The 22,670-nt window shown below is 65.7% G+C and carries 24 protein-coding genes and 2 tRNA genes; 24 read left to right on the plus strand and 2 right to left on the minus strand.

Annotated features, from left to right (window positions below):
- The first annotated feature begins 262 nt into the window (after nucleotides 1-262).
- From rplU to ACQCSW_RS09735, 11 genes are all read left to right on the plus strand, one after another.
- Nucleotides 263-571, plus strand: coding sequence for a 50S ribosomal protein L21 (gene rplU / locus ACQCSW_RS09685; protein ID WP_018773353.1), 309 nt, complete (start codon nucleotides 263-265; stop codon nucleotides 569-571).
- Nucleotides 572-632: 61 nt separating this feature from the next.
- Entirely contained in the window at nucleotides 633-896 is a 264-nt protein-coding gene (gene rpmA / locus ACQCSW_RS09690; protein WP_056340543.1) for a 50S ribosomal protein L27, read from the plus strand.
- A gap of 116 nt (nucleotides 897-1,012) precedes the next feature.
- A complete protein-coding gene (obgE, locus tag ACQCSW_RS09695; protein ID WP_426990535.1) occupies nucleotides 1,013-2,602 on the plus strand; it encodes a GTPase ObgE in 1,590 nt (529 codons plus the stop codon).
- Nucleotides 2,603-2,612: 10 nt separating this feature from the next.
- Nucleotides 2,613-3,761: a glutamate 5-kinase gene (proB, locus tag ACQCSW_RS09700; RefSeq protein WP_426990536.1), complete on the plus strand. Its 1,149-nt coding sequence runs from the start codon at nucleotides 2,613-2,615 to the stop codon at nucleotides 3,759-3,761.
- 26 nt (nucleotides 3,762-3,787) lie between these two features.
- Complete coding sequence (locus ACQCSW_RS09705; protein ID WP_426990537.1) at nucleotides 3,788-5,140, plus strand: glutamate-5-semialdehyde dehydrogenase; 1,353 nt, start codon at nucleotides 3,788-3,790, stop codon at nucleotides 5,138-5,140.
- A gap of 75 nt (nucleotides 5,141-5,215) precedes the next feature.
- Nucleotides 5,216-5,446, plus strand: a complete 231-nt coding sequence (locus tag ACQCSW_RS09710) for a hypothetical protein (RefSeq protein ID WP_426990538.1) — start codon at nucleotides 5,216-5,218, stop codon at nucleotides 5,444-5,446.
- The gene (gene nadD / locus ACQCSW_RS09715) at nucleotides 5,430-6,116 is read left to right on the plus strand and encodes a nicotinate-nucleotide adenylyltransferase (RefSeq protein ID WP_426990539.1); all 687 of its coding nucleotides are present in this window, start codon (nucleotides 5,430-5,432) and stop codon (nucleotides 6,114-6,116) included. Before ACQCSW_RS09710 ends, nadD begins: the two co-directional genes overlap by 17 nt.
- 7 nt (nucleotides 6,117-6,123) lie before the next feature.
- The gene (locus ACQCSW_RS09720) at nucleotides 6,124-7,422 is read left to right on the plus strand and encodes a hypothetical protein (RefSeq protein ID WP_426990540.1); all 1,299 of its coding nucleotides are present in this window, start codon (nucleotides 6,124-6,126) and stop codon (nucleotides 7,420-7,422) included.
- A 47-nt stretch (nucleotides 7,423-7,469) separates the two neighbouring features.
- On the plus strand, nucleotides 7,470-7,871 hold the full coding sequence (gene rsfS / locus ACQCSW_RS09725; RefSeq protein WP_354251589.1) for a ribosome silencing factor: 402 nt from the start codon (nucleotides 7,470-7,472) through the stop codon (nucleotides 7,869-7,871).
- Between the two features lie 100 nt (nucleotides 7,872-7,971).
- Nucleotides 7,972-8,044, plus strand: a tRNA-Ala gene (locus ACQCSW_RS09730).
- A 141-nt stretch (nucleotides 8,045-8,185) separates the two neighbouring features.
- Nucleotides 8,186-8,261, plus strand: a tRNA-Ala gene (locus ACQCSW_RS09735).
- Between the two features lie 73 nt (nucleotides 8,262-8,334).
- On the opposite strand, the gene ACQCSW_RS09740 is transcribed toward ACQCSW_RS09735, so the two are convergent.
- On the minus strand, nucleotides 8,335-9,654 hold the full coding sequence (locus ACQCSW_RS09740) for a class I SAM-dependent methyltransferase (RefSeq protein WP_426990541.1): 1,320 nt from the start codon (nucleotides 9,652-9,654) through the stop codon (nucleotides 8,335-8,337).
- A gap of 84 nt (nucleotides 9,655-9,738) precedes the next feature.
- Between ACQCSW_RS09740 and ACQCSW_RS09745 the strand changes: the two genes are divergently transcribed.
- The 7 genes from ACQCSW_RS09745 (at nucleotide 9,739) to ACQCSW_RS09775 (ending at nucleotide 17,036) form a co-directional block, all read left to right on the plus strand.
- A complete protein-coding gene (locus ACQCSW_RS09745; RefSeq protein ID WP_426990542.1) occupies nucleotides 9,739-10,092 on the plus strand; it encodes a zinc ribbon domain-containing protein YjdM in 354 nt (117 codons plus the stop codon).
- A gap of 18 nt (nucleotides 10,093-10,110) precedes the next feature.
- A complete protein-coding gene (locus ACQCSW_RS09750) occupies nucleotides 10,111-11,190 on the plus strand; it encodes an FAD-dependent oxidoreductase (RefSeq protein WP_426990543.1) in 1,080 nt (359 codons plus the stop codon).
- A gap of 17 nt (nucleotides 11,191-11,207) precedes the next feature.
- Nucleotides 11,208-12,368 (plus strand): class I SAM-dependent methyltransferase, encoded by a 1,161-nt coding sequence (locus tag ACQCSW_RS09755; RefSeq protein WP_426990544.1) that lies wholly within the window; start codon nucleotides 11,208-11,210, stop codon nucleotides 12,366-12,368.
- Between the two features lie 181 nt (nucleotides 12,369-12,549).
- Nucleotides 12,550-13,752, plus strand: a complete 1,203-nt coding sequence (locus ACQCSW_RS09760; protein WP_426990545.1) for an ROK family transcriptional regulator — start codon at nucleotides 12,550-12,552, stop codon at nucleotides 13,750-13,752.
- A gap of 132 nt (nucleotides 13,753-13,884) precedes the next feature.
- Complete coding sequence (locus ACQCSW_RS09765; protein ID WP_426990546.1) at nucleotides 13,885-15,234, plus strand: extracellular solute-binding protein; 1,350 nt, start codon at nucleotides 13,885-13,887, stop codon at nucleotides 15,232-15,234.
- A 3-nt stretch (nucleotides 15,235-15,237) separates the two neighbouring features.
- The gene (locus ACQCSW_RS09770; RefSeq protein ID WP_426990547.1) at nucleotides 15,238-16,155 is read left to right on the plus strand and encodes a carbohydrate ABC transporter permease; all 918 of its coding nucleotides are present in this window, start codon (nucleotides 15,238-15,240) and stop codon (nucleotides 16,153-16,155) included.
- On the plus strand, nucleotides 16,152-17,036 hold the full coding sequence (locus ACQCSW_RS09775; RefSeq protein ID WP_426990548.1) for a carbohydrate ABC transporter permease: 885 nt from the start codon (nucleotides 16,152-16,154) through the stop codon (nucleotides 17,034-17,036). The genes ACQCSW_RS09770 and ACQCSW_RS09775 overlap by 4 nt, the downstream gene beginning before the upstream one ends.
- A 31-nt stretch (nucleotides 17,037-17,067) precedes the next feature.
- Here ACQCSW_RS09775 and ACQCSW_RS09780 read toward each other — a convergent pair whose 3' ends face one another.
- A complete protein-coding gene (locus ACQCSW_RS09780; protein ID WP_111909039.1) occupies nucleotides 17,068-17,265 on the minus strand; it encodes a hypothetical protein in 198 nt (65 codons plus the stop codon).
- A 156-nt stretch (nucleotides 17,266-17,421) separates the two neighbouring features.
- Here ACQCSW_RS09780 and ACQCSW_RS09785 point away from each other — a divergent pair, with 156 nt between their 5' ends.
- Genes ACQCSW_RS09785 through ACQCSW_RS09810 form a run of 6 tightly spaced genes read left to right on the plus strand, consistent with a single transcriptional unit; the run spans nucleotide 17,422 to nucleotide 22,631 of the window.
- On the plus strand, nucleotides 17,422-18,429 hold the full coding sequence (locus tag ACQCSW_RS09785; RefSeq protein WP_426990549.1) for an AAA family ATPase: 1,008 nt from the start codon (nucleotides 17,422-17,424) through the stop codon (nucleotides 18,427-18,429).
- Between the two features lie 7 nt (nucleotides 18,430-18,436).
- On the plus strand, nucleotides 18,437-19,321 hold the full coding sequence (locus ACQCSW_RS09790; RefSeq protein ID WP_426990550.1) for a DUF58 domain-containing protein: 885 nt from the start codon (nucleotides 18,437-18,439) through the stop codon (nucleotides 19,319-19,321).
- The gene (locus ACQCSW_RS09795) at nucleotides 19,311-19,781 is read left to right on the plus strand and encodes a hypothetical protein (RefSeq protein WP_426990551.1); all 471 of its coding nucleotides are present in this window, start codon (nucleotides 19,311-19,313) and stop codon (nucleotides 19,779-19,781) included. The genes ACQCSW_RS09790 and ACQCSW_RS09795 overlap by 11 nt, the downstream gene beginning before the upstream one ends.
- Nucleotides 19,772-20,815 (plus strand): vWA domain-containing protein, encoded by a 1,044-nt coding sequence (locus tag ACQCSW_RS09800; protein WP_426990660.1) that lies wholly within the window; start codon nucleotides 19,772-19,774, stop codon nucleotides 20,813-20,815. Before ACQCSW_RS09795 ends, ACQCSW_RS09800 begins: the two co-directional genes overlap by 10 nt.
- Nucleotides 20,812-21,837 (plus strand): VWA domain-containing protein, encoded by a 1,026-nt coding sequence (locus tag ACQCSW_RS09805; RefSeq protein WP_426990552.1) that lies wholly within the window; start codon nucleotides 20,812-20,814, stop codon nucleotides 21,835-21,837. The genes ACQCSW_RS09800 and ACQCSW_RS09805 overlap by 4 nt, the downstream gene beginning before the upstream one ends.
- On the plus strand, nucleotides 21,837-22,631 hold the full coding sequence (locus ACQCSW_RS09810) for a hypothetical protein (RefSeq protein WP_426990661.1): 795 nt from the start codon (nucleotides 21,837-21,839) through the stop codon (nucleotides 22,629-22,631). Before ACQCSW_RS09805 ends, ACQCSW_RS09810 begins: the two co-directional genes overlap by 1 nt.
- The last annotated feature ends 39 nt before the right edge of the window (nucleotides 22,632-22,670 follow it).

The raw sequence follows: 22,670 nt of genomic DNA on the forward strand, positions 1-22,670 counted from the left end.
CCCGCGCGGCCTGTACGATAGTCAGGCACGGTTTTGGATTGTCAGTGCAGTACCTGCTTGTGGGTCCTATCACAGACAACGGACCGTAACCAGCCTCATTTGCGGCCGAAGGCAAAATTAGCGTATTCTTGATCTTCGGTGCTTACGCCAACACTTGGGTTACGACCCCACGGCGTTGAGGCACAGCGAGAGCCCAGCCAATTATGGAAACGGGTTCAGCACGCAAATTTAGTAATAAACGTCGAGAGAAGTGAGTTCCCAAGTGGTGTACGCGATTGTCCGCGCAGGCGGCCGCCAAGAGAAGGTTTCCGTTGGAGACTTCGTTACCCTGAACCGCGTCCCCGGTGGAGCCGGCAGCACCTTTGAGTTGCCCGCACTGCTCCTGGTAGACGGTGACAAAGTCACCTCTGCTGCTGCGGACCTGGCCAAGGTAACGGTTACGGCTGAGATCCTCGAAGACCTCCGTGGTCCGAAGATCGTCATCCAGAAGTTCAAGAACAAGACCGGTTACAAGAAGCGCCAGGGTCACCGTCAGGAATTGACCAAGGTCAAGATCACGGGTATCAAGTAACTCTTCGTTACTGTTCAGGTTCTTCAGCAGATTCCCCAGAATTTAAAGGCAGGCATTTCAAATGGCACATAAAAAAGGCGCGAGTTCCACTCGCAACGGTCGTGACTCCAACGCCCAGTACCTCGGCGTCAAGCGCTTCGGCGGCCAGGTAGTTTCCGCAGGCGAGATCATCGTCCGCCAGCGTGGCACCCACTTCCACCCGGGCGCCGGCGTTGGCCGTGGCGGCGACGATACTCTGTTCGCACTGGCTCCGGGAGCCGTCCAGTTCGGCACCCGCCGCGGGCGCCGCGTCGTCAACATCGTTGCTGCTGCAGCTGCAGAGTAACAAATAGTTCTGAAACGGTGGAGCGGGCCATTTGGTCCGCTCCACTATTCTTTTAACCGCATTACAATCGTCTTGGCGCCCTTGGGCGTCCAGGAAACAGCACTGAGGAGATCCACGTGGCGAGCTTTGTAGACCGGGTAGTACTGCACGTATCCGGCGGTACCGGCGGCCACGGCTGTGTCTCCGTCCACCGGGAGAAGTTCATCCCACTGGGTGGACCCGACGGCGGTAACGGCGGCGACGGCGGCAACGTCATCCTGCGCGTTGACCACCAGACCACTACCCTGCTCGACTACCACCACTCCCCGCACCGCCACGCCACCAACGGCGGGTCCGGCATGGGCGACTGGCGCGGCGGCAAGAGCGGCGAGACCCTCATCCTGCCCGTGCCCGACGGCACCGTGGTCAAATCCAAGGACGGCACCGTCCTGGCAGACCTGGTCGGCGAAGGCGCAGAATACGTGGCGGCCGCCGGCGGCCAGGGCGGCCTGGGTAACGCTTCGCTGTCCTCGCAGAAGCGCCGTGCCCCGGGCTTCGCCCTGCTGGGCATCGAGGGTGACGCCCGTGACATTGTGCTGGAACTGAAGTCCATCGCCGACATCGCGCTTGTTGGTTTCCCCTCTGCCGGCAAATCCAGCCTGATCGCGGCCATGTCCGCCGCGCGGCCCAAGATCGCCGACTACCCCTTCACCACCCTCATCCCGAACCTGGGTGTTGTCCAGTCCGGCGATGTCCGCTTCACCATTGCAGACGTTCCGGGCCTCATCGAGGGCGCCAGCGAAGGCAAGGGCCTTGGCCACCACTTCCTGCGCCACGTGGAGCGTTGCGCCGCCCTGGTACACGTGCTCGACTGCGGCACGCTGGAATCGGACCGCGACCCGCTGGCAGACCTGGCCATCATCGAGGCCGAACTGGACAAGTACTCCGTAGACATGAGCTACGCGGGTGCCGACGGCGAAGTGGTTCCGCTGAACCACCGTCCGCGGCTGGTGGCCCTGAACAAGGTGGACCTCCCGGACGGCAAGGACATGGCTGAATTCGTCCGCCCCGAACTCGAGTCACGCGGCTACCGGGTCTTCGAGATCTCGGCCACCAGCCACGAGGGTCTCCGCCAGCTGGGCTTCGCCATGGCGGAAATCGTCCAGGCCGCCCGTGCCGCCCTCGCGGCCGCCCCGCCCAAGGTCCAGCCGCCGATTCTGCGGCCCCGCGCCGTCAACGAAGCCGGCTTCAAGATCCGCCGCGAGGAAAAGAACCTCGAACCGCTCTTCCGCGTCCTGGGCGACAAGCCTGTCCGCTGGGTCAAGCAGACCGACTTCACCAACGAGGAAGCCATCGGCTACCTCGCCGACCGCCTGGCCAAGCTCGGCGTCGAAAACGAACTGTTCAAGCAGGGCGCCAAGCCGGGCGACGCAGTCGTGATCGGCGAAGATGACGGCGTTGTCTTCGACTGGGAGCCCACCATGATGGCCGGAGCCGAAATGCTCGCATCACCGCGTGGCACGGATATCCGTTTCGCGGACGTCGGCGACCGCCCCACCCGTGGCCAGAAGCGTGACGAGCAGCAGGAACGGAAGGATGCCAAGGCCGCCGCCCGCGCCGAGCTCGAAGCCGAGCGCAAGGCCGGCATCTGGACCGAATCGGTCAGCAGCCGCCGCGCTGCCAAGCCGGTCACGGAGGGTGGACTGGACGTTGAAGATGATGAGTGAGGCCGCTGAAATGACCGAAAATTCCGCAGTAATCATCGAGGAACCCAAAGACGACCGCAGTGTGCTCGCCCGGGCCCGCCGGATCGTTGTCAAAGTAGGGTCGTCGTCGCTGACCAGCATCAAGGGCGGCATCTCGGAAGAGTCCCTGACAGCCCTCTCAGATGTCTTGGCCGCCAAACATAACGCCGGCACGGAAATTATCCTGGTTTCTTCGGGAGCCATTTCCGCAGGCCTTGCGCCCCTCGGCCTGGTGAAGCGTCCGCGTGACCTTGCGACCCAGCAGGCCGCCGCCAGCGTGGGCCAGGGCCTGCTCATGGCGCGCTACACGCACGCTTTCGGCGCCCACGGCGTCACCGTCAGCCAGGTGCTGCTGACGGCAGATGACCTCATGCGTCGCAGCCACCACGCGAACGCGTTCCGTGCACTGAACCGCCTCCTCAACCTCGGCGTGGTGCCGGTGGTCAATGAAAATGACACGGTCGCTACGCACAAGATCCGTTTCGGCGACAACGACAGGCTCTCAGCGCTCGTGGCCCATCTGGTCCGTGCTGACGCCCTGATCCTGCTGTCCGACGTCGACTCGATATACGACGGCCCGCCCGCCAAGGGCGCCAAGCGCATCCCCCAGGTGGACGGCCCCGAAGATCTTGAGGCAGTGACCATCGGGAAGCCGGGCAAGGCAGGCGTAGGCACCGGCGGAATGCAGACTAAAGTCGAGGCTGCCATCATGGCCGCCGATTCCGGCATCCCGGCGCTGGTCACCTCCACCGCCAACGCCGCAGCCGCCCTGGCCGGTGAGGACGTGGGGACCTGGTTCACCGTCAACAGCGGCCGGAAGTCCGTGCGGATGATGTGGCTCGCCCACCTGGCGCATGTCCAAGGCCGGCTCTTTCTTGACGACGGCGCCGTGCATGCTGTGCGGGACAATCGCTACTCGCTGCTCCCCGCCGGAATTTCATCGGTGGACGGCACCTTCGAAGCCGGCGACGCCGTCGAGATGGTGGCCGGCGACGGTACCGTCATCGCGCGCGGTTTGGTTAATTACTCTTCCGATGAGCTTCCCCAGATGCTGGGCCGCTCCACAGTGGAACTGGGCGAGTCCCTGGGCCGCGGATTCGACCGTGAGGTTGTCCATATCGACGACCTGGTTCTGGTCTGAGCGGCCCGCTCGCTTAGACTTGAAGGATGACTGAGGCACTGATTTCCCAAGCCCCTGGCAATTCCAACGATTCGAATGCGGTTCCTTCCGGGCCGGAACAGGGGAGTGCCCCCACTCCGGCGGAGGTTGAGGCAGCCGTCCACGCCGTCGCTGACCGCTCACGGCAGGCTGCCCGCCAGATGTCCGGGGCCAACCGCGCCTTGAAGGACAGTGGCCTCCGGGCAATCGGTGCTGCACTGCTGGACCGGAAGGACTTCATCCTGTCCGCCAACGCCAAGGATGTTGCGGCCGGCAAAGCCAACGGCACGTCGGCGGCCCTGCTGGACCGCCTCACCCTGACCGAAAGCCGGATCGACGGACTCGTGGCTTCCCTGGAGAACTTGGCCAGCCTGCCGGATCCGGTAGGAAACGTGGTCCGCGGCCAGACGCTACCCAATGGGCTGCGCCTGCGCCAGATCAACGTGCCCATGGGAGTGGTGGCCGCCATTTACGAGGCCCGCCCCAACGTCACGGTAGACATTGCCGGTCTTGGCCTCAAGAGCGGGAACGCCGTCATCCTCCGCGGCGGTACTGCTGCCGCCTTCACCAACGAAGCACTCGTCCAGATCCTCCGCGAAGCCCTGGACTCCGTCGGGCTGCCGGCGGACGCCGTTCAGACTGTGGACCAGTACGGCCGTGAAGGTGCGAATGCGCTGATGCGGGCGCGCGGCCGCGTTGATGTCCTGATTCCGCGCGGCGGCCGGGACCTGATCCAGTCCGTGGTGCTGAACGCTGCCGTGCCTGTCATCGAGACCGGCGAGGGCAATGTGCATATCTTCATCGACGAATCTGCCAGCGAGGACATGGCGGTGGAGATCCTGCTGAACGCCAAGACCCAGCGGCCCAGTGTATGCAACACCGTGGAGACCCTGCTGGTCCATTCGCGGTCCACGGTCCTGCCCGCCGTCGCCGCCGCGCTGCGCGGTGCCGGCGTCACTCTCCACGCCGACGAGCGCATCCGCGCAGCCCTGCCTTCATCCATTGAGTCCGAGCCGGCAACGGATGAGGACTGGGGAACCGAGTATATGGACCTGGACCTGGCCGTGGCCATGGTGGACAGCCTGGATGACGCCGTCAAGCACATCCGGACATGGTCTACCGGCCACACCGAAGCAATCCTCACCAACGACCTCGCCAACGCGGAACGGTTCATCGCCGAGGTTGACTCTGCCGCGGTCATCGTCAATGCGTCCACGCGCTTTACCGACGGCGGCGAGCTGGGCCTGGGTGCCGAGGTTGGCATCTCCACGCAGAAGCTTCATGCCCGCGGCCCGATGGGCTTGACTGAGCTCACCACCACTAAGTGGATCGTGCAGGGCGAGGGCCAGGTCCGCGGGTAGCAACGCGGTAATATAGAGAGAAGTCCGGAACAGCGGGACAATCCGCTGCCATATCCTTGAACCTTAGGGGAGAAAATGCTGCTCCAGCAGATCGCCATGACCGTCGCCGAAGGCGGAGAACACGAACCCGCTCCGCTGTGGGCTGAGCCGTGGGTCTTCGGCGTATCCATTTTCACCATCCTGCTGGTGTTGATGTTCGTGACGTGGTCCTACTCCAACCTGGGCAACCGGCACACCGTAGCGGAAGAGCACGCCGATCCGCACCGCCAGCACCCCAACAAGCACGACCATGGCCAAGGCCACTGACATTTCGCGTGTTCTGCACCGTGACGGTGCGCAAGGGCGGCTGCGGCTGGGAGTGATGGGTGGGACGTTTGATCCCATCCACCACGGCCACCTTGTTGCAGCCAGCGAAGTGGCCGCCAAGTTCGGCCTGGATGAAGTGGTCTTCGTTCCCACTGGACAGCCGTGGCAAAAGTCGCACAAGCAGGTCAGCGAGCCTGAGCACCGCTACCTTATGACGGTGATCGCCACGGCATCGAACCCGCGCTTCACTGTCAGCAGGGTGGATGTTGACCGGCCCGGTCCCACGTATACCATTGATACCTTGCGGGATCTCCGGACCCAGCGTCCGGATGCGGATCTGTTCTTCATTACCGGTGCGGATGCACTGGCGCAGATCCTGTCCTGGAAGGACATCGATGAGCTGTGGTCCCTTGCCCATTTTGTGGGCGTGACACGGCCGGGACATGTCCTTGATGGTATGGGCCGCAAAGACGTCAGCCTCCTCGAGGTGCCCGCCATGGCCATCTCGTCCACGGACTGTCGTGCCCGCGTAGCAAGGAACAACCCCGTCTGGTACCTCGTGCCGGACGGAGTGGTCCAATACATCGCCAAATATGGTCTGTACGCCGAGGGATCAGATCCCCAGGATGTCAGAATTACCGAAACAGACGAGCCAGCCAGTACTGAATGAGTCCTCAATGAGTCAGGAACAGCCCCCCGTCCGCAGCCGCCGCGAACTGCGGGAGGCCAGAGATGAGAACACGGCTCCCGGGTCTAACGGCCCGGGCCAGGTTTCGCCTGCCTCAAAACAACGGCGCGCGGCTGACGCCCCGATGGACTCTGTGCCCGAGCAGTCCCAGGCGCAGCGGTCCTCGCAGATCCGTGCCCGCGACCGCGCGGCGCTGCGTGCCATCAAAGAACTTGAGGAGAAAGAGGGCCAGCTTTCCGCCGGCGGCCCTCCCACCCGCAGGCAGTTACGGCTCCAGCAGCTGAAGGAACAGTCCGTCACTTCGGCCAATCCCATCATTCCCGCCCCCATGGGGCAGCCCCTGCCAAGCCAACCTGCGCCGAGCCAACCCAAGCCAGGCCAGGCCAAAACAGTCCAAGCCAAGCCGGGCCCAACGAAGCCAGATCACGACAACGCTGTATCCGCCGATAAGGCCGGGCCCGCTGTGCGGGCCAACGGCAAAGGCGTTCCGGATGGCATGAGCGTGGAGCAGGCGCTCGCAGCCCGCACACTCATTGCCGAGCAGGCCATGAACCAACTGGCCAAGATGGAACACATCGCCTCCCTGGACCCCGAAGCGGTGGATCCGGACATCCTTGCGGAACAGATCGCTTTGGCCGAGCGTGCGGCAGTGCTCAACCGCCGGGCGATGGCCAAGCAGAAGCTGGCCGAGCAGGCCGTCCCTGCACAGCCAGTATCAGCACCGATGCAGGCTGCCAATACGCAGGCCGCGGCCACCCAGTCCGTTCCCCGGACTGGCCCGGCCACGGCCGACAACCTAGCCATGGTGACGCCGCTGGAATTCGTGCAGGCGCCCGGCGTCGACCGTCCTGTCATGAAACCCCCTGCGACCTCCTATGTACCGGTGGTGACCCAGCCCGGATCCAAGGGCCGGCCTGGCGGCAAGGGCCGCCGGCCGTTTACTACGTCAACGGCGCCAGCCGCGGGTTCTGGGGAGGCAGCCGCTTCGGGCCGTTCCCGGGTGATCGCCCGTGCAGAAGCTGCTGCCAGGGCCGCCGCGGAACCGAAGCGGGTCGTGCCCGTGCAGCCGGTCGTGGCCGATATGCCAGCAGGGGAGCCGGACGATCTGTTCGATGACCTGCCGCGCATCCCGGCCCGGTCAGCGCATGGGCTGGAGCCGCTGGATGCGGCAACGGCAGGCCTGGCCCGCGCGAAGCGGCTCAGGCTTATGCAGGTCCTCGTCCTGGCTTTTGGGATCGTGGCCCTTATTTCCGGCGTCATCCTCATCGTCAGCGGTATCTCCAGCTGACCAGGCAACGCCCTTTTACGAAGCTTTAGAAAACTACAAGGAGTCCCATGACTGCATCAGATTCATCCATAGCCATTGCCCGCCAAGCCGCCAAGGCAGCCGCAGACAAGATTGCCCACGACATTGTGGCGCTCGATGTCAGCGAACGCCTGGCACTGGCAGACGTCTTCCTCATCGCATCCGCGCCGAGCGAGCGCCAGGTCAACGCCATCGTTGACGGCATCGAAGAAGAGCTTTCCAAGCAGGACCTTCGTCCAGTACGCCGCGAAGGCCGCTCAGGCGGACGCTGGGTACTGCTGGATTACTCGGACATCGTCATCCACGTCCAGCATGAAGAGGACCGCGTTTTCTACGCCCTGGAGCGCCTGTGGAAGGACTGCCCGGTAGTTGACCTGCAGTTGGGCGATGACACTTCAGCCAAGGCGACTGCGGCTTCCGACGCCGAATAGCAGGCCTTGCCGGCCCGAATATGCCCGATTTGGAATTTTCGGAAAAGCTGGTCTAAGATATTTGAGTTGCTCCGGGGAGACCACGGAGTAACGAAGGTCCGGGGCTGTGGCGCAGCTGGTAGCGCACCTGCATGGCATGCAGGGGGTCAGGGGTTCGAGTCCCCTCAGCTCCACCGGTTAATCCGCCGGAATCGAAAGATTCCGGCGGATTTTTTTATTGCAGGCAAAAGCCCTCCCGATTGGCGCCGCGCGAGGATTTCTATTAAGCTAATCAGGTTGCTTCGGGCGGTCTTAACCCGGAGGAGTGCAAGTTTGGGGCTGTGGCGCAGCTGGTAGCGCACCTGCATGGCATGCAGGGGGTCAGGGGTTCGAGTCCCCTCAGCTCCACCAAACAGGACCCAAGGTCCACAAAATGAGCCACCCCGCCGGGCGGCTCATTTTTTGTGTCCAGAGTGGTGAGCGCTCAGATCCAGTCAGTCCGGCGCAGCGGCGGCCCGTCCCCGCCGGCACGCTGGACCAGCACCTGGTTGACGCCCGTGATCCCGGTTTCAAAGCCCAGGGCACTTGAGGCCATATAGAGCCGCCACACCCGCGCCCGGCCTAGGCTGGTGAGCCGGACGGCTTCGTCCCAGTTCTCTTCGAGCCTGCGTACCCAGGCCCGCAGGGTCAGGGCGTAGTGCAAGCGCAGGGCTTCCACGTCCAACACCTCGAACCCGCCGGTCTCCAACGCGCTGACCATCTTGCCCAGGCTGATCATCTCGCCGTCCGGAAAGACGTAGCGGGGGATGAAAGAATCCGGGTCCGGCTTGGTGGGGCCGGCGTTCCACGAGATGGCGTGGTTGAGCAGCCGGCCGCCGGGACGGAGCAACCCGTGCAGCACCTCGACATAGTGGGGTGTCTGTTCGCGGCCCACGTGTTCGGACATGCCGATGGAGCTGATGGCGTCAAACGGTCCGTCGGAGATATCCCGGTAATCCTGGACTCGGATGTCGATGTTTTCGGTCAGACCGGCGTCGGCCGCACGTTTGCGCGCCAGCACCGCCTGTTCCGTGGAGAGCGTCACCCCAACCACCGTGACGCCGTAATGCTGCGCCGCGTGCAAAGCGAAGCTGCCCCAGCCACAGCCCACGTCCAGCACCCTCATCCCGGGCTTCAAGCCAAGCTTCCGGCAGACAAGGTCCAGCTTGGCCTGTTGTGCATCATCCAGTCCGGCCGGAAGGCCGCGGCCGGCAAGGGCGGCGCCGCCGTCGGGTCCATCCGCCCACACAGCGCACGAGTAGACCATCGACGGTCCCAGCACGACGGCGTAAAAGTCGTTGCCGACGTCGTAATGGTGCGAGATGGCCGCGGCGTCGCGCTGCCGGGTGTGGAGCCGTCCCTTCCTCGTGACCTTTGCTTCCTCCGGCGGCGGAGCAGGGTTGGGGCCCAGCGCGCCCAGCCGGACGGCCGTGCTGACCAGCGTGGCCAGTTCACGCGGAGTCAGGGGCCGGAAGGGGCCGGGCTCGGCAAACTTCCCCACCGAGCTGAGCGCTGTGAAGGCCGCAAAGATGTCGCCGGGGGCGTCGATGTCCCCGGCGACGTATGCGCGGCTGAGCCCGAGCTGCCCCGGCGACCACAGGATCCGGCGCAGGGCGCGGCCTGACCTGAATTCGAGGACCGGGGCGTCGGGCGGCCCCGCCTCGGACCCGTCCCACGCCCGCAGCCTCAGCGGTATCTCCGACGTCCCCAGGACGATGCCCAGTGCGTTCGCCAGCAGCGACGCTGCCCCTTTTTCCGTTCTCATGGTCCTCGCCTTTCTTCTGCCTAGGCCCAACAGTACGACGGCGGCGCGCGCCTGTCAGTGCAGTGCCGCGATTATCATGGGGGAGTGAATGAGACGTTGCCTCCGTGCCCCGAATGCTCCAGCGCTTACACCTACGAGATGGGTGCGCTCCTGGTCTGCCCGGAATGCGGCCACGAGTGGTCCGCCGAGGCGGCGGAGGCGACGGCAGAGTCCGGGCCGCGGGTCATCAAGGACGCCGTGGGCAATGTCCTCGCCGACGGCGACACGGTCACGGTGATCAAGGACCTGAAAATCAAGGGCAGCTCCGGTGTCATCAAGGTGGGCACCAAGGTCCGTGGGATCCGGCTCATGGACGGCGTGGGCGATCACGACATCGACTGCAAGGTGGACGGCGTGGGGCCGATGCAGCTCAAATCCTCCGTGGTGAAGAAGGTCTAGCCGAAACCGGTCACGAGCATGGACAGCGGAACCACCGACGTTGTGGTCATCGGCGCGGGCCAGGCGGGACTCTCCGCCGCGTACCACCTGCAGCGCCGGGGCCAGAAATATACAGTCCTCGACGCCGAGGACGGCCCGGGCGGCGCCTGGCGCCACCGCTGGAAAAGCCTGGTCATGGCCACGGTCAACGGCATCAGCGCCCTTCCCGGCATCGCGAAGCCAGACGTGGACCCCGCGGAACCCAGCTCGGAATTCCTGAGCCGGTACTTCGCCGGCTACGAGCGGGAACTCGGGATTGAGGTCGTGCGCCCGGTCAAGGTCACCTCCGTCGCAAGGGAAGACGCCGATCCGGCAGGACGGCTGCGGATCAGCACCGACAGCGGCCACTGGTCAGCGAAGGCTGTCATCAACGCAACCGGCACATGGACCAGGCCGTTCTGGCCCATCTACCCGGGCCGAGCCACGTTCAGGGGCCGGCAGCTGCACGTGGCCGATTACGTCTCCGCCGAGGAGTTCCGCGGCCTGCATGTCATCGTGGTGGGCGGCGGAATTTCCGCCGTCGGGCTGCTGGATGAGGTCTCGCAGGTGACCAGCACAAGCTGGTTCACCCGGCGCGTACCGGACTGGCGTGACGCCGCGTTCGACGCCCAGGCCGGCCACAACGCCGTCGCCCTCGTGGAGGAACGCGTGCGGCAGGGCCTGCCGCCGCAAAGCGTGGTGGCCGTTACCGGCCTCATCTGGACGCCCGCACTGAGGGCGGCAGCACAACGGGGTGCGCTGGACCGTCGCCCGATGTTCACCGCCATAGAGCCCGACGGCGTCCGGCTCACCGATGGGAGCTTGCTCCGTGCCGACGTCATCCTGTGGGCTACGGGATTCCGCGCCGAGCTCGAACACCTGGCGCCGCTGCACCTCCGGGGACCCGGCGGCGGCATCGCCATGGAGGGGACCCAGGTGGCAATCGAGCCGCGCGTCCATCTGGTGGGGTACGGACCGTCGTCGTCCACCATCGGCGCAAACAGGGCGGGCCGGGCAGCCGTCACGGCCATCCTCAAGCTGCCCGCGCTTGCACCAACCGCATCAGCAACCAGCACATGACCAGATGGCAGGAACCAGTGGCACAGAACAATCTTGCGGACATCTTCGGCACGCTTCGGCGCCACCCGGACGTCGAAGCCCCGAATCTTCAGGCCTGGGACGCCACGGACCGGCTGCTGCTGGAAGCCGCCGCAGAGGGCCTGAATCCGGATATACGGCTCACTGTGATCGGCGACCGCTACGGTGCCCTCACCCTCGGTGCGCTGGGCGCGCTCGGTGTCCGGCGGGTCCGTGTGCACGAGGATCTCATCACGGGGGAGCGCGCCCTGCGGAACAACGCTGCGGCCGTGGGGCTCGCAGCGGCGGATCCCGGAGCCGTTGCCGCCACGGGGTTCGAACAATTGCCGCTGGGGGAGGAACTGCTGTCCGGCGCGGAGCTGGTGCTGCTTCAACTGCCGCGGACGCTGGCGGAGCTTGAAGAAATCGCAGCCGCTGTGGCGCGTTATGCCGCCCCTGACGTGGTGCTGCTCGCCGGCGGGCGGATCAAACACATGTCCCTGGGAATGAACGCGGTCCTGGCACGCCACTTCGAGACGGTCCAACCGCAGCTGGCGCGGCAGAAGTCCCGGATCATCCTGGCCAGCGGCGCCCGGCAAACTGAGGCGCCCGGGTGGAGTCCCGCCGTCGAACGCCTTGCCGATTTGGACCTGGACGTTGCTGCGCACGGCGCCGTCTTCGCTGGCGCGAAACTGGACATCGGGACCAGGTTCCTCCTGACCTTCCTCCCGGAGATGCCGCAGGCCCGGCACGCCATCGATCTGGGCTGTGGCACCGGCATCCTCGCTGCCATGTACGCCCGCCAGAACCCGGCGTCAAGGGTCACAGCCACGGACCGGTCCGCAGCCGCCGTCGCCTCCGCCCGGGCCACGGCGCGGGCCAACGGCCTCGAGGAGCGGATTACCACCCTCCAGGATGACGCGATGAGCACCCTCCCGGCCGGAAGCGCCGAGCTGGTCCTGTTGAATCCGCCCTTCCACCTGGGCGCCAGTGTGCATGCCGGAGCGGGCATCAAACTGTTCGAGGCGGCAGCCAGGGTCCTGGCTCCGGGCGGTGAGCTGTGGACGGTCTTCAACCGGCACCTGCAGTACCTCCCGGCGCTGGAGCGGCTGGTGGGTCCCACCACTGTGAGGGGCGGCAATCCAAAGTTCACGGTGGCGGTCAGTACCAGACGGCCGTAGGCGCGCCAGCACGGCAAGGTGGCGCCCCCGGCCGCGGCGCGGCCCCGCCTCCGGCTCTGGGCGTTGATCAGGAGGTAACGTACCATTCAGACATCATGAATACGCGGCCGAAAACCTAGGGGAGACCGTGCCAGAAATCCGCCAGTCCTCGGCGCCACGGCGCGGGACTAATCTTCCGCGCATGGGGGACTTTAACCTCACGGTCATCCTGGATGCCATCCGCCGGTCATCCGGCGGACTGAGCCGCGTTGAGCTCGCCCAGATTGTCGGCCTCTCGCCGCAGACTATCTCCAACATTACCCGCCGCCTGCTGGACCAGCACCTGATCGTCGAAGCCGGCAAAGAAGGCAGCGGCCCCGGCAAACCGCGCACCATGCTTCGCCTCAACCGGGGCGGCATGTATGCCATCGGCGTCCACCTGGACCCCGCCGTCACCACGTTCGTGGTCCTCGATCTCGTGGGCGCCGTTGTACAGCATTCACGGATCAAAACACCCGGCGGGAATGATCCTGCCGCCGTAATGTCCACGATGGCCACCGAGATTGAACAGCTGGTTGCCGAGTCCGGCGTGGACACCAGCAGGATCGCCGGCCTGGGCCTGGCCGTTCCGGGCCCCATCGACCTGGACAATGGCACCGTGGTGGATCCGCCGCTGCTGCCAGGCTGGGACCGCGTGGAACTTCGGGACGCCCTGGCCAAGGCCACCGGCTATTCCGTCCTGGTGGATAAGGACGTCACCAGCGCCGCCGTCGCCGAAACATGGGCCGGCGGGCCCAGCGGCTCGGGCAGTTTCATCTTTATGTACATGGGCACCGGTATCGGCTGCGGCATCGTCCTCAACGATGAGGTGGTCCGCGGAACATCAGGAAACGCCGGCGAGATCGGCCACATCGTAGTGGATCCCGATGGTCCGGGCTGCGACTGCGGACTTCGCGGCTGCGTGAAGTCCTCGGCCATCCCTCAGGTACTCGTTACGGAGGCCGTTGCCGCCGGCATCCTGAACGGCTCCGGAAAGCACACCAGCGGAGCCGAAGTGCAGCAGAGCTTCGCGCAGCTGTGCGATCTCGCCGATGCCGGCGACGCCAAGGCCTTGGCAATCATCGACAAGTCGGCCGTGCTGGTAGCCCGGGCCGTCTCCGTGGTCACCAACACGCTGGATGTGGAACGGGTTGTGTTCGGCGGACCCTTCTGGAGCCGGATCTCTGACCGCTACCTGGAGAAGATCCCGGCGCTGGTGGACGCCAACAGCGCGGCCCGCCTGATCCACACCATCGAGGTTGTCGGCACGGGAGTCGGTGAGGACGTGGGCGCCATTGGAGCCGCCTGCCTGGTCCTGGAGCATACACTGGCGCCCCGGGCGCAGCGGCTTCTCCTGGATGTCTGAACCGGACGTCTGAACCGGACGTCTGACCGGGGCCTCCTTGCCAGTGGCAGGAGCCCCATCTAGCATGTGGATATCGCCGCGGCCGGGGCCCGCAGACACAGGGGACGGCAGCCATTGACTGAATGGAGCACCATGCGTCTGGCCCTCAAAATCACCTCACTCATCGCTGCAGCGGGCTTTGTGCTGACGGCGTGTTCCCCCGCCAGCCCCGAAGCTGAGACCAAGACACTGAAGGTGGTCTACCAAAAAACCGATTCCTTCACTGCCCTGGACACCCTCTTCCAGGCGGCCAAGCAGGAGTTTGAAGCCGCCAACCAGGGCGTCACGGTTGCCCTGGAACCCATCCAGGCGAACGACGACGACTACGGCACCAAGCTTGCCCTCGCCCTCCGTTCGACCTCCACCGCCCCGGACGTCTTCTATGAGGACACCTTCAAGGTCCGTTCCGACGTCGACGCCGGGTACCTCCTGAAGCTGGACAGCCACCTTGAGGGGTGGGAGGACTGGGATACCTTCGATGACGGCGCCAAGGCGGCAGGTCTGGGGGACGACGGCGGCACGTACGCGGTCCCGCTGGGCACCGACACCCGGGGTATCTGGTACAACAAAAAGGTGCTCACCGCCGCGGGCGTCAGCGTCCCCTGGGAGCCCCGCACCTGGCAGGACATCCTGGACACTGCCCGGAAGATCAAGGCCAGTGACGCCACTGTGGTGCCGTTCAACATGTACGCCGGCAAGGCCACAGGTGAAGGCACCGTGATGCAAAGCTTCTACGAACTGCTCTACGGAACCGGGTCCGAACTCTACGACGCCGACGCCAGGAAGTGGGTGGTCGGTTCCCCGGGGTTCACCGACTCGTTGGGGTTCCTCAAGACCCTCTACGACGAAAAACTGGCCGTCTCACCGGCGGAGGCCCTCGACGCGAATGTGTGGAAGAAGGTCTTCGGCGAATGGCTGCCGCAGGGCAAGATGGGCGCCACAGTCGAGGGTTCCTACACGCCGTCCTTCTGGCAGAAAAGCGGCAGCTACGAATGGGCCGAGTACGGGCAGGACATGGGAGTGACTGCCTTTCCCACCCAGAATGGCCAGGCGCCCGGCGGCGTCAGCATGTCCGGCGGATGGACCCTGGCGGTAGGAGCGGAGACCAAGAACCCCGACCTCGCGTTTGAGTTCCTCGCGACGGCCCTGAACCAGAAGAACTCCCTGGCGTTCAACGTCGCCAGCTCCCAGATCGCCGTGCGGAAGGATGTCGCCGCAGATTCCGGCTACCAGGCGGCCAACCCCTTTGTGAAGGACGTGTCCGAGCTTGTGGCCGTTACGCACTACCGTCCCGCAACCGCCGAATACCCCCGGATCTCGGCGGCCGTCCAAGAGGCAACGGAAGCTGTGATTACCGGGGCGAAATCCCCGGAGCAGGCGGCCGCCGACTATGACACGGCGGTGAAGGGCATCGTGGGTGAGGCCAAGACGGTCGCTAAGTAACCTGTGGCGGTTTCCCTAAGGCGTGACCAGACCGGCCACCGGCGGCGTCGCCCCGGACTCCGGCGCCAGGCGCGGCTGCTCCCGGTAGTCCCGGCAGTGGTTCTGCTCCTAGTGTTTTTGGCCGGCCCCGTGCTGTGGGCTTTCCACGCATCATTCACCAATGCTGCCCTGACCGGCCGCAATGCCCGCAGCCCCGGCTGGATTGGGTTCGACAATTACGCCAGGCTCCTGTCCGATCCGATGCTGCCGCTCTCGCTTGGCCTGACCGTCCTGTTTGTGGGCGGCTCGGCCATCCTGGGCCAGAACCTGCTGGGACTTACCATCGCCGTGCTGATGCGGCGGGCCCGCCGCCCAGTGGCCGCAGTCGTCGGCACTGCGGTGGTGGCTGCGTGGGTGCTGCCCGAGATCGTGGCCGCCTTCGCCGCCTACGCCTATTTCAGCCGGGACGGGACCCTGAACCAGCTGCTGGGCGGACTGGGGTTCGGACAGACCGACTGGCTGTATTCGTTCCCGATGGTTGCCATTCTGCTTGCCAACATCTGGCGTGGCACGGCGTTCTCCATGCTGGTCTACCGCGCCGCGCTCAATGACATCCCCGGGGAGGTCACGGAGGCCGCGCTGATGGACGGTGCCGGTGGCTGGCAGCGGCTGGCCTTCATCACCATCCCCATGATCCGTGGCAGCATCGCCACCAACCTCATGCTCATCACCCTGCAGACGCTGGCGGTGTTCACCCTCATCTGGGTCATGACAGCGGGCGGTCCCGCCAACGCCAGCACCACGCTGCCGGTGCTGGCGTACCTGGAGGCCTTCAAGTTCGGCGACATCGGCTACGGCACCGCGGTGGCGTCAGTGCTGATCCTCATTGGCCTGGTGTTCGGTGCGGCCTACGTCCGGCTCCTGCGGGAGGGCAAACCATGACGACGACGGCGGGGACCTCCGCCCGGGGGCAGCTGCAGTCCGGGACGGGCGCCGTTTCCCGTGCCCAACAGCGTGCCCGGACGCCGGCGGACGTGTCCCTGACCCTGATCGGTGCCTGCTTTGTTCTGCCGCTGCTCTGGCTGGTGTTTGCGTCCCTTGATGCCTCCGCCGGGCATGAGGCCCGGCTCCCGGGTCAATTCTCCGTGGATAACTTTGCCGCCATCATGACGCCGGGGCTGCTGTTTCAGCCGCTCTGGAACAGCATGGTGCTGTCCGCCGGCACGGCCGCCGTGAACCTCGTGGCAGCAGTGCTCGCCGCCTACCCGCTGTCCCGCTACCAGTCCAGGTTCAACAGGCCGTTTATGTACACCATCCTGTTTGGAACCTGCCTTCCCATCACGGCCATCATGGTGCCGGTGTACGGGTTGTTTGTGCAGCTTCACCTGCTGGATTCGATGCCCGCCACCATCTTCTTTATGGCCACCACCACGTTGCCCATGGCCATCTGGATGACCAAGAACTTTATGGACGCCGTCCCGGTGTCGCTTGAGGAAGCGGCATGGGTGGACGGGGCCTCGGGACTAACGGCGCTGAGGACCATCGTCCTGCCCCTGATGCGGCAGGGGCTGGGCGTGGTGTTCATTTTTGTGTTCATCCAGGCATGGGGGAACTTCTTCGTCCCGTTCGTCCTGCTCCTGTCCGAAGCCCGGCAGCCGGCGGCAGTGTCGATCTTCGCCTTCTTCGGACAGCACGGCGCAGTGGCGTACGGCCAGCTGGCCGCCTTTTCCATCCTGTATTCAGTCCCGGTGCTGGCACTCTACGTCATTGTGGCCAAGGGCGCCGGCAGCTCGTTCGCGCTCTCGGGTGCCGTCAAAGGCTAGCGGCGCTTGGCCAGCGACGCCGGCCGGATCCTCAGTCGATGTCCTCGATGACAGTCCCAAACGGGATGGAATCGTCCAGATGTGCCTGATGTCCGTGAGGCAGGTTGAGCACCCGCACACCGTGGGCCTGATCCGCAGCCGACTGCATCAGGATGGGCCGCACGGTGTTGATGAAACTCTCGCTTTTTCCTGCGAGATACTCCTGATAACTGGCTGGTAGCTGGCTCATTCCACCAGAATAGACCTGACGGACCTGCCATGGGGAGGGGTCCCCATTGCGGCCGGACCGGCAGGTTGCTTGGATAGGATGGCGGGCGGAGTGCAGCTGCCCGCCAGCAACGTCGGCCCACCAGTCGTCAACCACCATCCATCAGGGGGAAATCCATTGCTTCAGACCAGCGCGCCCGCACGAATCGACCCGGCGGAACTGGCCCGAGCACAGCAGGTGGTGGCGAACATTTCCCGCAGCTTCGATGCCAAAGTTGTGGGCCAGGCACGGCTGCGTGAATCCCTGCTGGTGGGCCTGATGACCGGTGGGCACATCCTGCTGGAAAGCGTTCCGGGACTGGCGAAGACCACCGCCGCCCAGACCGTGGCCGAAGCAGTGAGCGCAGAGTTCCGCCGGATCCAGTGCACGCCGGACCTGCTCCCAAGCGACATTGTGGGCACGCAGATCTACGACGCCGCCAAGGGCACCTTCATCACCCAGCTGGGGCCGGTGCACGCCAACATTGTCCTGCTTGATGAGATCAACCGCTCCAGCGCCAAGACCCAGAGCGCCATGCTGGAGGCCATGCAGGAACGGCAGACCTCAATTGGGGGAGAGGAATACCGGCTGCCGTCCCCCTTCATGGTGCTGGCCACCCAGAACCCGATCGAGCAGGAAGGCACGTACCAGCTGCCGGAGGCGCAGATGGACCGCTTTATGCTCAAGGACGTGCTGGACTACCCCACGCCGGCCGAGGAATCAGAAATCATCCGGCGGATCGACGCCGGGGTCTTCAGTGCGGAGCAGAAGCCGGCGGCCGCTGCCTCGCTGGACGCAGTCATCGGCGTGCAGGAGCTGGTGAAGCGGATCTACATCGACCCGGCCATCATCAACTACATCGTGGGCCTGGTGTTCGTCACCCGGAACGCCGGGCAGTACATCGACCAGCGTCTCGCCGGCTTCATCGAATTCGGCGCCAGCCCCCGCGCCAGCATTGCCTTCAGCCAGGCCGCCCGTGCGGTGGCGCTCCTCAACGGCCGAGGTCACGTGATCCCGGAGGATGTCAAGTCCCTCGCCCACCGCGTCCTGCGGCACCGCCTGATCCTGGGGTTCGACGCCGTTGCCGAGCAGGTGCCGGTGGAGTCGATCATCGACGCGGTCGTGGCCTCCGTCCAGACCCCCTGAGGCTGCGGTGACCAGCCTCCTGAAGCGTGTGAAGTCGAAGATGGCCATCTTCGCCCACCGGAAAGCCCGCGGCATGCTCGACGGCGAATACGGTTCCGTTTTCCGCGGCCGCAGCCTCGACTTTGACGACCTGCGCGCCTACATCCCCGGGGACGATGTCCGTGACATCGACTGGAAGGCTTCCGCCCGCTTCGGGTCGCCGCTTATCAAACGGTACGTCGCCGTGAGGCGCCAGACCGTCCTGCTGATTGCCGATACCGGCCGCGGCATGGCTGCCGAGTCCCGCGACGGCGAAACCAAAAAGGACATCGGCGTTATGGCACTCGGTGTGGTGGGCTACCTGGCGCACCGGCACGGCGACGTGGTGGGTTTGGTCTGCGGCGATCGCAACGGGACACGCGCCATTCCCGCCAAAGCCGGTGAGCCGCATTTGGAACGGCTCCTGCGCGAAGTTGACTCGTCCACCTCCCTGGACTCCGGCCCGAGCGGGATCGAGGACCAGCTGGAATACGTGGCCCGCAACGTCAAGGGCAGGTTCCTGCTGTTTGTGGTGTCCGACGAACATGCCGCCGGCCCCGACACCGAACAGCTCCTCCGCAGGCTCCGTGCCCAGCACGAGGTCCTTTGGCTCACCATCCGGGACGCTGACCTGGCCGGGGAAGGTCACACCGGCCAGGACGCCTTCAGCGTGGCAGACTCCTCGGTGCTGCCAGCACACCTGGCAGCGTCCCCGGCAATCGCGGCGGCCTATACCAAGGCAACTGGGGAGAGAGACGCCGCCCGCCAGGCAATGCTTCGCCGCACCGGCATCACCCAAGGCCACGTGTCAGGCAGCAGCGCAGTCATGACGGAACTCTTCGCCCTCTTGGAAAGGCACCGGCGTGAAGGCTGACCCGGGCATCTACGGACCCCTCCAGTACAGCCAGGCGTGGCTGTGGACCGGGCTCGCCCTCCTGGTAGTGGTCTTGGGCTGGTACGTGGTCGTTTTCCTGAGTAAGCGCCAACCGAAGGTGCCGGAGCAGGCGCCCCGGTTCACGCCGCCGTCGGACCTTGCCAGCCTCAAAGAGGCCTACCTGCAAAGGATCGACGCCGTCACCGCCAACGCCGCCGCCGGGCTGCTGACCACACGTGAATCGCACCAGGAACTAAGCCTCCTGGTGCGCCGGTTCGCCCGCGATGTCACCGGCATTGACGCACCCAGAATGACCCTGGCGGACCTGCGCGGGCACCCGCTGCCCCCAGTAGCCGAGGCCGTCCGCAAGATCTACCCGGGCGAGTTCGGCCTGGAGCCGCTGCCGCCGGTCGCGCAATCGGCCGAGACTGCCCGCCAGACGGTGTGGCAGTGGAACTGATGTTCTGGTGGCTGATCCCGCCGGCACTGGTCATCGCGGCCCTGGCCGGATGGCGCGCCTTCCGCCCGGACCGCCAGGCAAACGCTCGACGGCGGCCGGTGGCCAATGCGGACCGCCTCACCGCTCTGCCCGAATACCAGGCGGCACTCCGGCGGCACCGCCGCTGGCTGGCGATAGCCGCGCTCGCGGCCATAACCCTGGCGGTCTCTGCGGTGGCCGCGGCGGCGCGCCCGGTGGAGCTAACCACCATCCAGCCGGAGCAACGCAACCGGGACATCATGCTGTGCCTGGACACGTCGGGCTCGATGAGCAGCGCCGACGCGGCCGTGGTGCAGGTGTTTGCCGAACTGGCGAAGAAGTTCGACGGCGAACGGATCGGCCTCACCGTCTTCGACAGCAGCGCCGTCCAGGTCTTCCCACTCACCGACGACTACGGGTACGTCCAGGAACAGCTCACGCTGGCCAAAGACGCCTTCGACGGAAACCCCGGCAGCGCGGGATTCCTGGACGGCACCTGGAATGGCCGCGGATCTTCGCTGATCGGCGACGGCCTGGCGTCCTGCGTCAACGGGTTTCCGGACACGGGCGCCGCGGATTCTCGCAGTGTGGAGCCCGGCAGCCCTGGCATTGACAGCCCTGACTCCGGCCAGCGGCGCTCGCGGTCCATTGTCCTGGCAACGGACAACTACCTCTCCGGCGATCCCATCTTCACCCTCGAGCAGGCGGCCGCCTTGGCCAAGGAACGCGAAGTGCCGGTGTATGCCCTGAACCCCGGCGACTTCGACTATGGACCCGGCCCCGGCCAGCCTGGAGCCAGGCTGCGCACAGCGGCCGAAGCCAGCGGTGGAGCGTACTACCGGCTGGACAGCCCGGAGGCCGTTGCGGACATCGTCCGGTCCGTGCAGGAAACCGAAGCCACGGCCATGAAGGGTGCACCCCGGGCAGTGGTCTCGGACCGGCCCGATCTGCCCCTCACGCTGGCACTCCTGTCCGGCATGGTGCTGGCGGGCGCATCGTGGAGGCTCCGGCCATGACACTGCAACCCATCCTGCCCTGGTGGGTTATGGTCCCGCTCATAGCCGCAGTTGTGTTCTTTCTGGGCTGGCGACTCGTGCAGGCTTCGCGGGAGCGCTCTGCCGGTATACGCCGCGACTGGCTGTTCAGGAGCGCCCTGGTGCTGCTGCTCCTGGCTGCGGCCCTCCGGCCGGGTGTTCCCGGTGGAAGTTCCCAAGCCGCAACGGCGGATGTCAACGTCTTCTTCGTCGTGGACACCAGCAGCAGCATCGCTGCCGAAGACTACGGCGACAGCTCGCCCCGGCTGGATGGGGTGCGACACGACATCATGGCCATCGCGAGTGAACTGGCCGGGGCCCGCTTTTCGCTCCTGACCTTCGACAGCAACGCCATTGTCCGGATGCCCCTCACCACCGACAACATCGCATTGGACACCAGCGTGTCCATCCTGCAGCCCCAGGTCACGGCATTTTCGAAGGGCAGCAGCGTCACGGCTGCCGGAACCTTGCTGACGGAGCGGCTGAGGGCAGCGCGGGACAGCCATCCAGAACGGCCGCGCTTGGTCTACTACCTGGGCGACGGTGAACAGACCAGCGCCAAGGCACCGGAGGCGATTAGGCTCGACGGCGGCCTGGTCGACGGTGGCGCGGTGCTCGGCTACGGCACGGCGGAAGGCGGCCGGATGAAGGAAAACACAGGACAGGGTTCCGGGCAGGACGCTGGTGCCGGCTACATCCAGGACCGGTCGTCCGGAACCGGCAAGGATGCGTTATCGATCATCGATGAAGGCCGGCTGCAGGGGATTGCCGGGCAGCTGGCGGTTCCCTATGTCCACCGTTCCGCCGGAGACCCGGTGGCGCCGATGATGCAGGCGGCTGATCCGGGGGACTTCGAACGGGCAACTGACGACGGCGATGTTGCCGGCCGGACTGAGCTGTACTGGCTCCTCTCCGCCGGAGCGTTCCTGCTGGCCCTCCGCGAAACCTTCTTGGTGCTGCGCCAGTGGCGGCAGCTCCGGCCCGGACCGGGAGGTCGAAAGTGATGCGCCCAGCGCCCACGCCGGCACCCCGGAAAGAGGCGCGCCAGAAACCCGCACCGCCGGTGGACTCACGGGACCGGCGGGAGCACCGCCGTCGGCTGCTGTGGTGGTCTGCGCTGCCCGCACTGCTGGTGCTGTGCCTGGCCGCGAAGCTGCTCAGTGTGGGCATGCTCGCCGATACCGCTGCCCGGTCCTTCGCGGCCGGGGACTCCGGCGGCGTGGCGGATGCTGCGGCCGGACTGCGGATCGCCAATTTCATCGAACCGCACAAGGCGCCGTTCGCCGAGGGTGACGGGCTGTTCCTCGCGGGGGACTTCGCTGCCGCCCGCCAACGCTTCGAGGAGGCACTGTCCCTGGCGGGCACGGCCGACGAGTGCGTGGTCCGGCTCAATCTGGCGCTCACCATCGAAAGCCTCGGTGACGCGCAGGCCAAAGCAGAAGATCCGACGGCGGCGGCCCGGCTCTTCGCGGAAGGCGTTGCCGTGGTGGAGGCTGCTCCGGACGGCTGCTACGACGACGTCGCGGATACCGGTGCAGAAGCGGGCACGGGAGAGGAACTGGAACAGGCGGGGGAGCGGCTTCAGCAAAAGGCCGATGCAGCTGCAGACAACACCACACCGCAACCGTCAGAGCAGCCTGGTGAGGACGAACCTGCTGCCGATCCGGGCCAGCAGAGCCAGCTAGAGCAGCTTAAGGACAGTGCCAAGGAAGCCCAAAGCGAGCGGAATTCCGGGCAGGGGCGGGACGAGTACCTCCGGGACGATGACTTCGGGCCGGGCGTCGACCGGCCCTGGTAACAGGCCAATGCAGCGGCGGTCCGCAGTATGCCCCGATGA

The organism is Pseudarthrobacter sp. Y6 (assembly GCF_050156205.1).
GTDB lineage: Bacteria > Actinomycetota > Actinomycetes > Actinomycetales > Micrococcaceae > Arthrobacter.

What these genes read in the sequence shown, in the direction of transcription:
- rpmA (WP_056340543.1), top strand. Translation starts at nt 633, where the DNA reads ATGGCACATAAAAAAGGCGCGAGTTCCACTCGCAACGGTCGTGACTCC.
- proB (WP_426990536.1), top strand. Translation starts at nt 2,613, where the DNA reads ATGACCGAAAATTCCGCAGTAATCATCGAGGAACCCAAAGACGACCGC.
- ACQCSW_RS09705 (WP_426990537.1), top strand. Translation starts at nt 3,788, where the DNA reads ATGACTGAGGCACTGATTTCCCAAGCCCCTGGCAATTCCAACGATTCG.
- ACQCSW_RS09710 (WP_426990538.1), top strand. Translation starts at nt 5,216, where the DNA reads ATGCTGCTCCAGCAGATCGCCATGACCGTCGCCGAAGGCGGAGAACAC.
- nadD (WP_426990539.1), top strand. Translation starts at nt 5,430, where the DNA reads ATGGCCAAGGCCACTGACATTTCGCGTGTTCTGCACCGTGACGGTGCG.
- ACQCSW_RS09720 (WP_426990540.1), top strand. Translation starts at nt 6,124, where the DNA reads ATGAGTCAGGAACAGCCCCCCGTCCGCAGCCGCCGCGAACTGCGGGAG.
- rsfS (WP_354251589.1), top strand. Translation starts at nt 7,470, where the DNA reads ATGACTGCATCAGATTCATCCATAGCCATTGCCCGCCAAGCCGCCAAG.
- ACQCSW_RS09740 (WP_426990541.1), bottom strand. Translation starts at nt 9,654, where the DNA reads ATGAGAACGGAAAAAGGGGCAGCGTCGCTGCTGGCGAACGCACTGGGC.
- ACQCSW_RS09750 (WP_426990543.1), top strand. Translation starts at nt 10,111, where the DNA reads ATGGACAGCGGAACCACCGACGTTGTGGTCATCGGCGCGGGCCAGGCG.
- ACQCSW_RS09760 (WP_426990545.1), top strand. Translation starts at nt 12,550, where the DNA reads ATGGGGGACTTTAACCTCACGGTCATCCTGGATGCCATCCGCCGGTCA.
- ACQCSW_RS09765 (WP_426990546.1), top strand. Translation starts at nt 13,885, where the DNA reads ATGCGTCTGGCCCTCAAAATCACCTCACTCATCGCTGCAGCGGGCTTT.
- ACQCSW_RS09775 (WP_426990548.1), top strand. Translation starts at nt 16,152, where the DNA reads ATGACGACGACGGCGGGGACCTCCGCCCGGGGGCAGCTGCAGTCCGGG.
- ACQCSW_RS09780 (WP_111909039.1), bottom strand. Translation starts at nt 17,265, where the DNA reads ATGAGCCAGCTACCAGCCAGTTATCAGGAGTATCTCGCAGGAAAAAGC.
- ACQCSW_RS09805 (WP_426990552.1), top strand. Translation starts at nt 20,812, where the DNA reads ATGACACTGCAACCCATCCTGCCCTGGTGGGTTATGGTCCCGCTCATA.
- ACQCSW_RS09810 (WP_426990661.1), top strand. Translation starts at nt 21,837, where the DNA reads ATGCGCCCAGCGCCCACGCCGGCACCCCGGAAAGAGGCGCGCCAGAAA.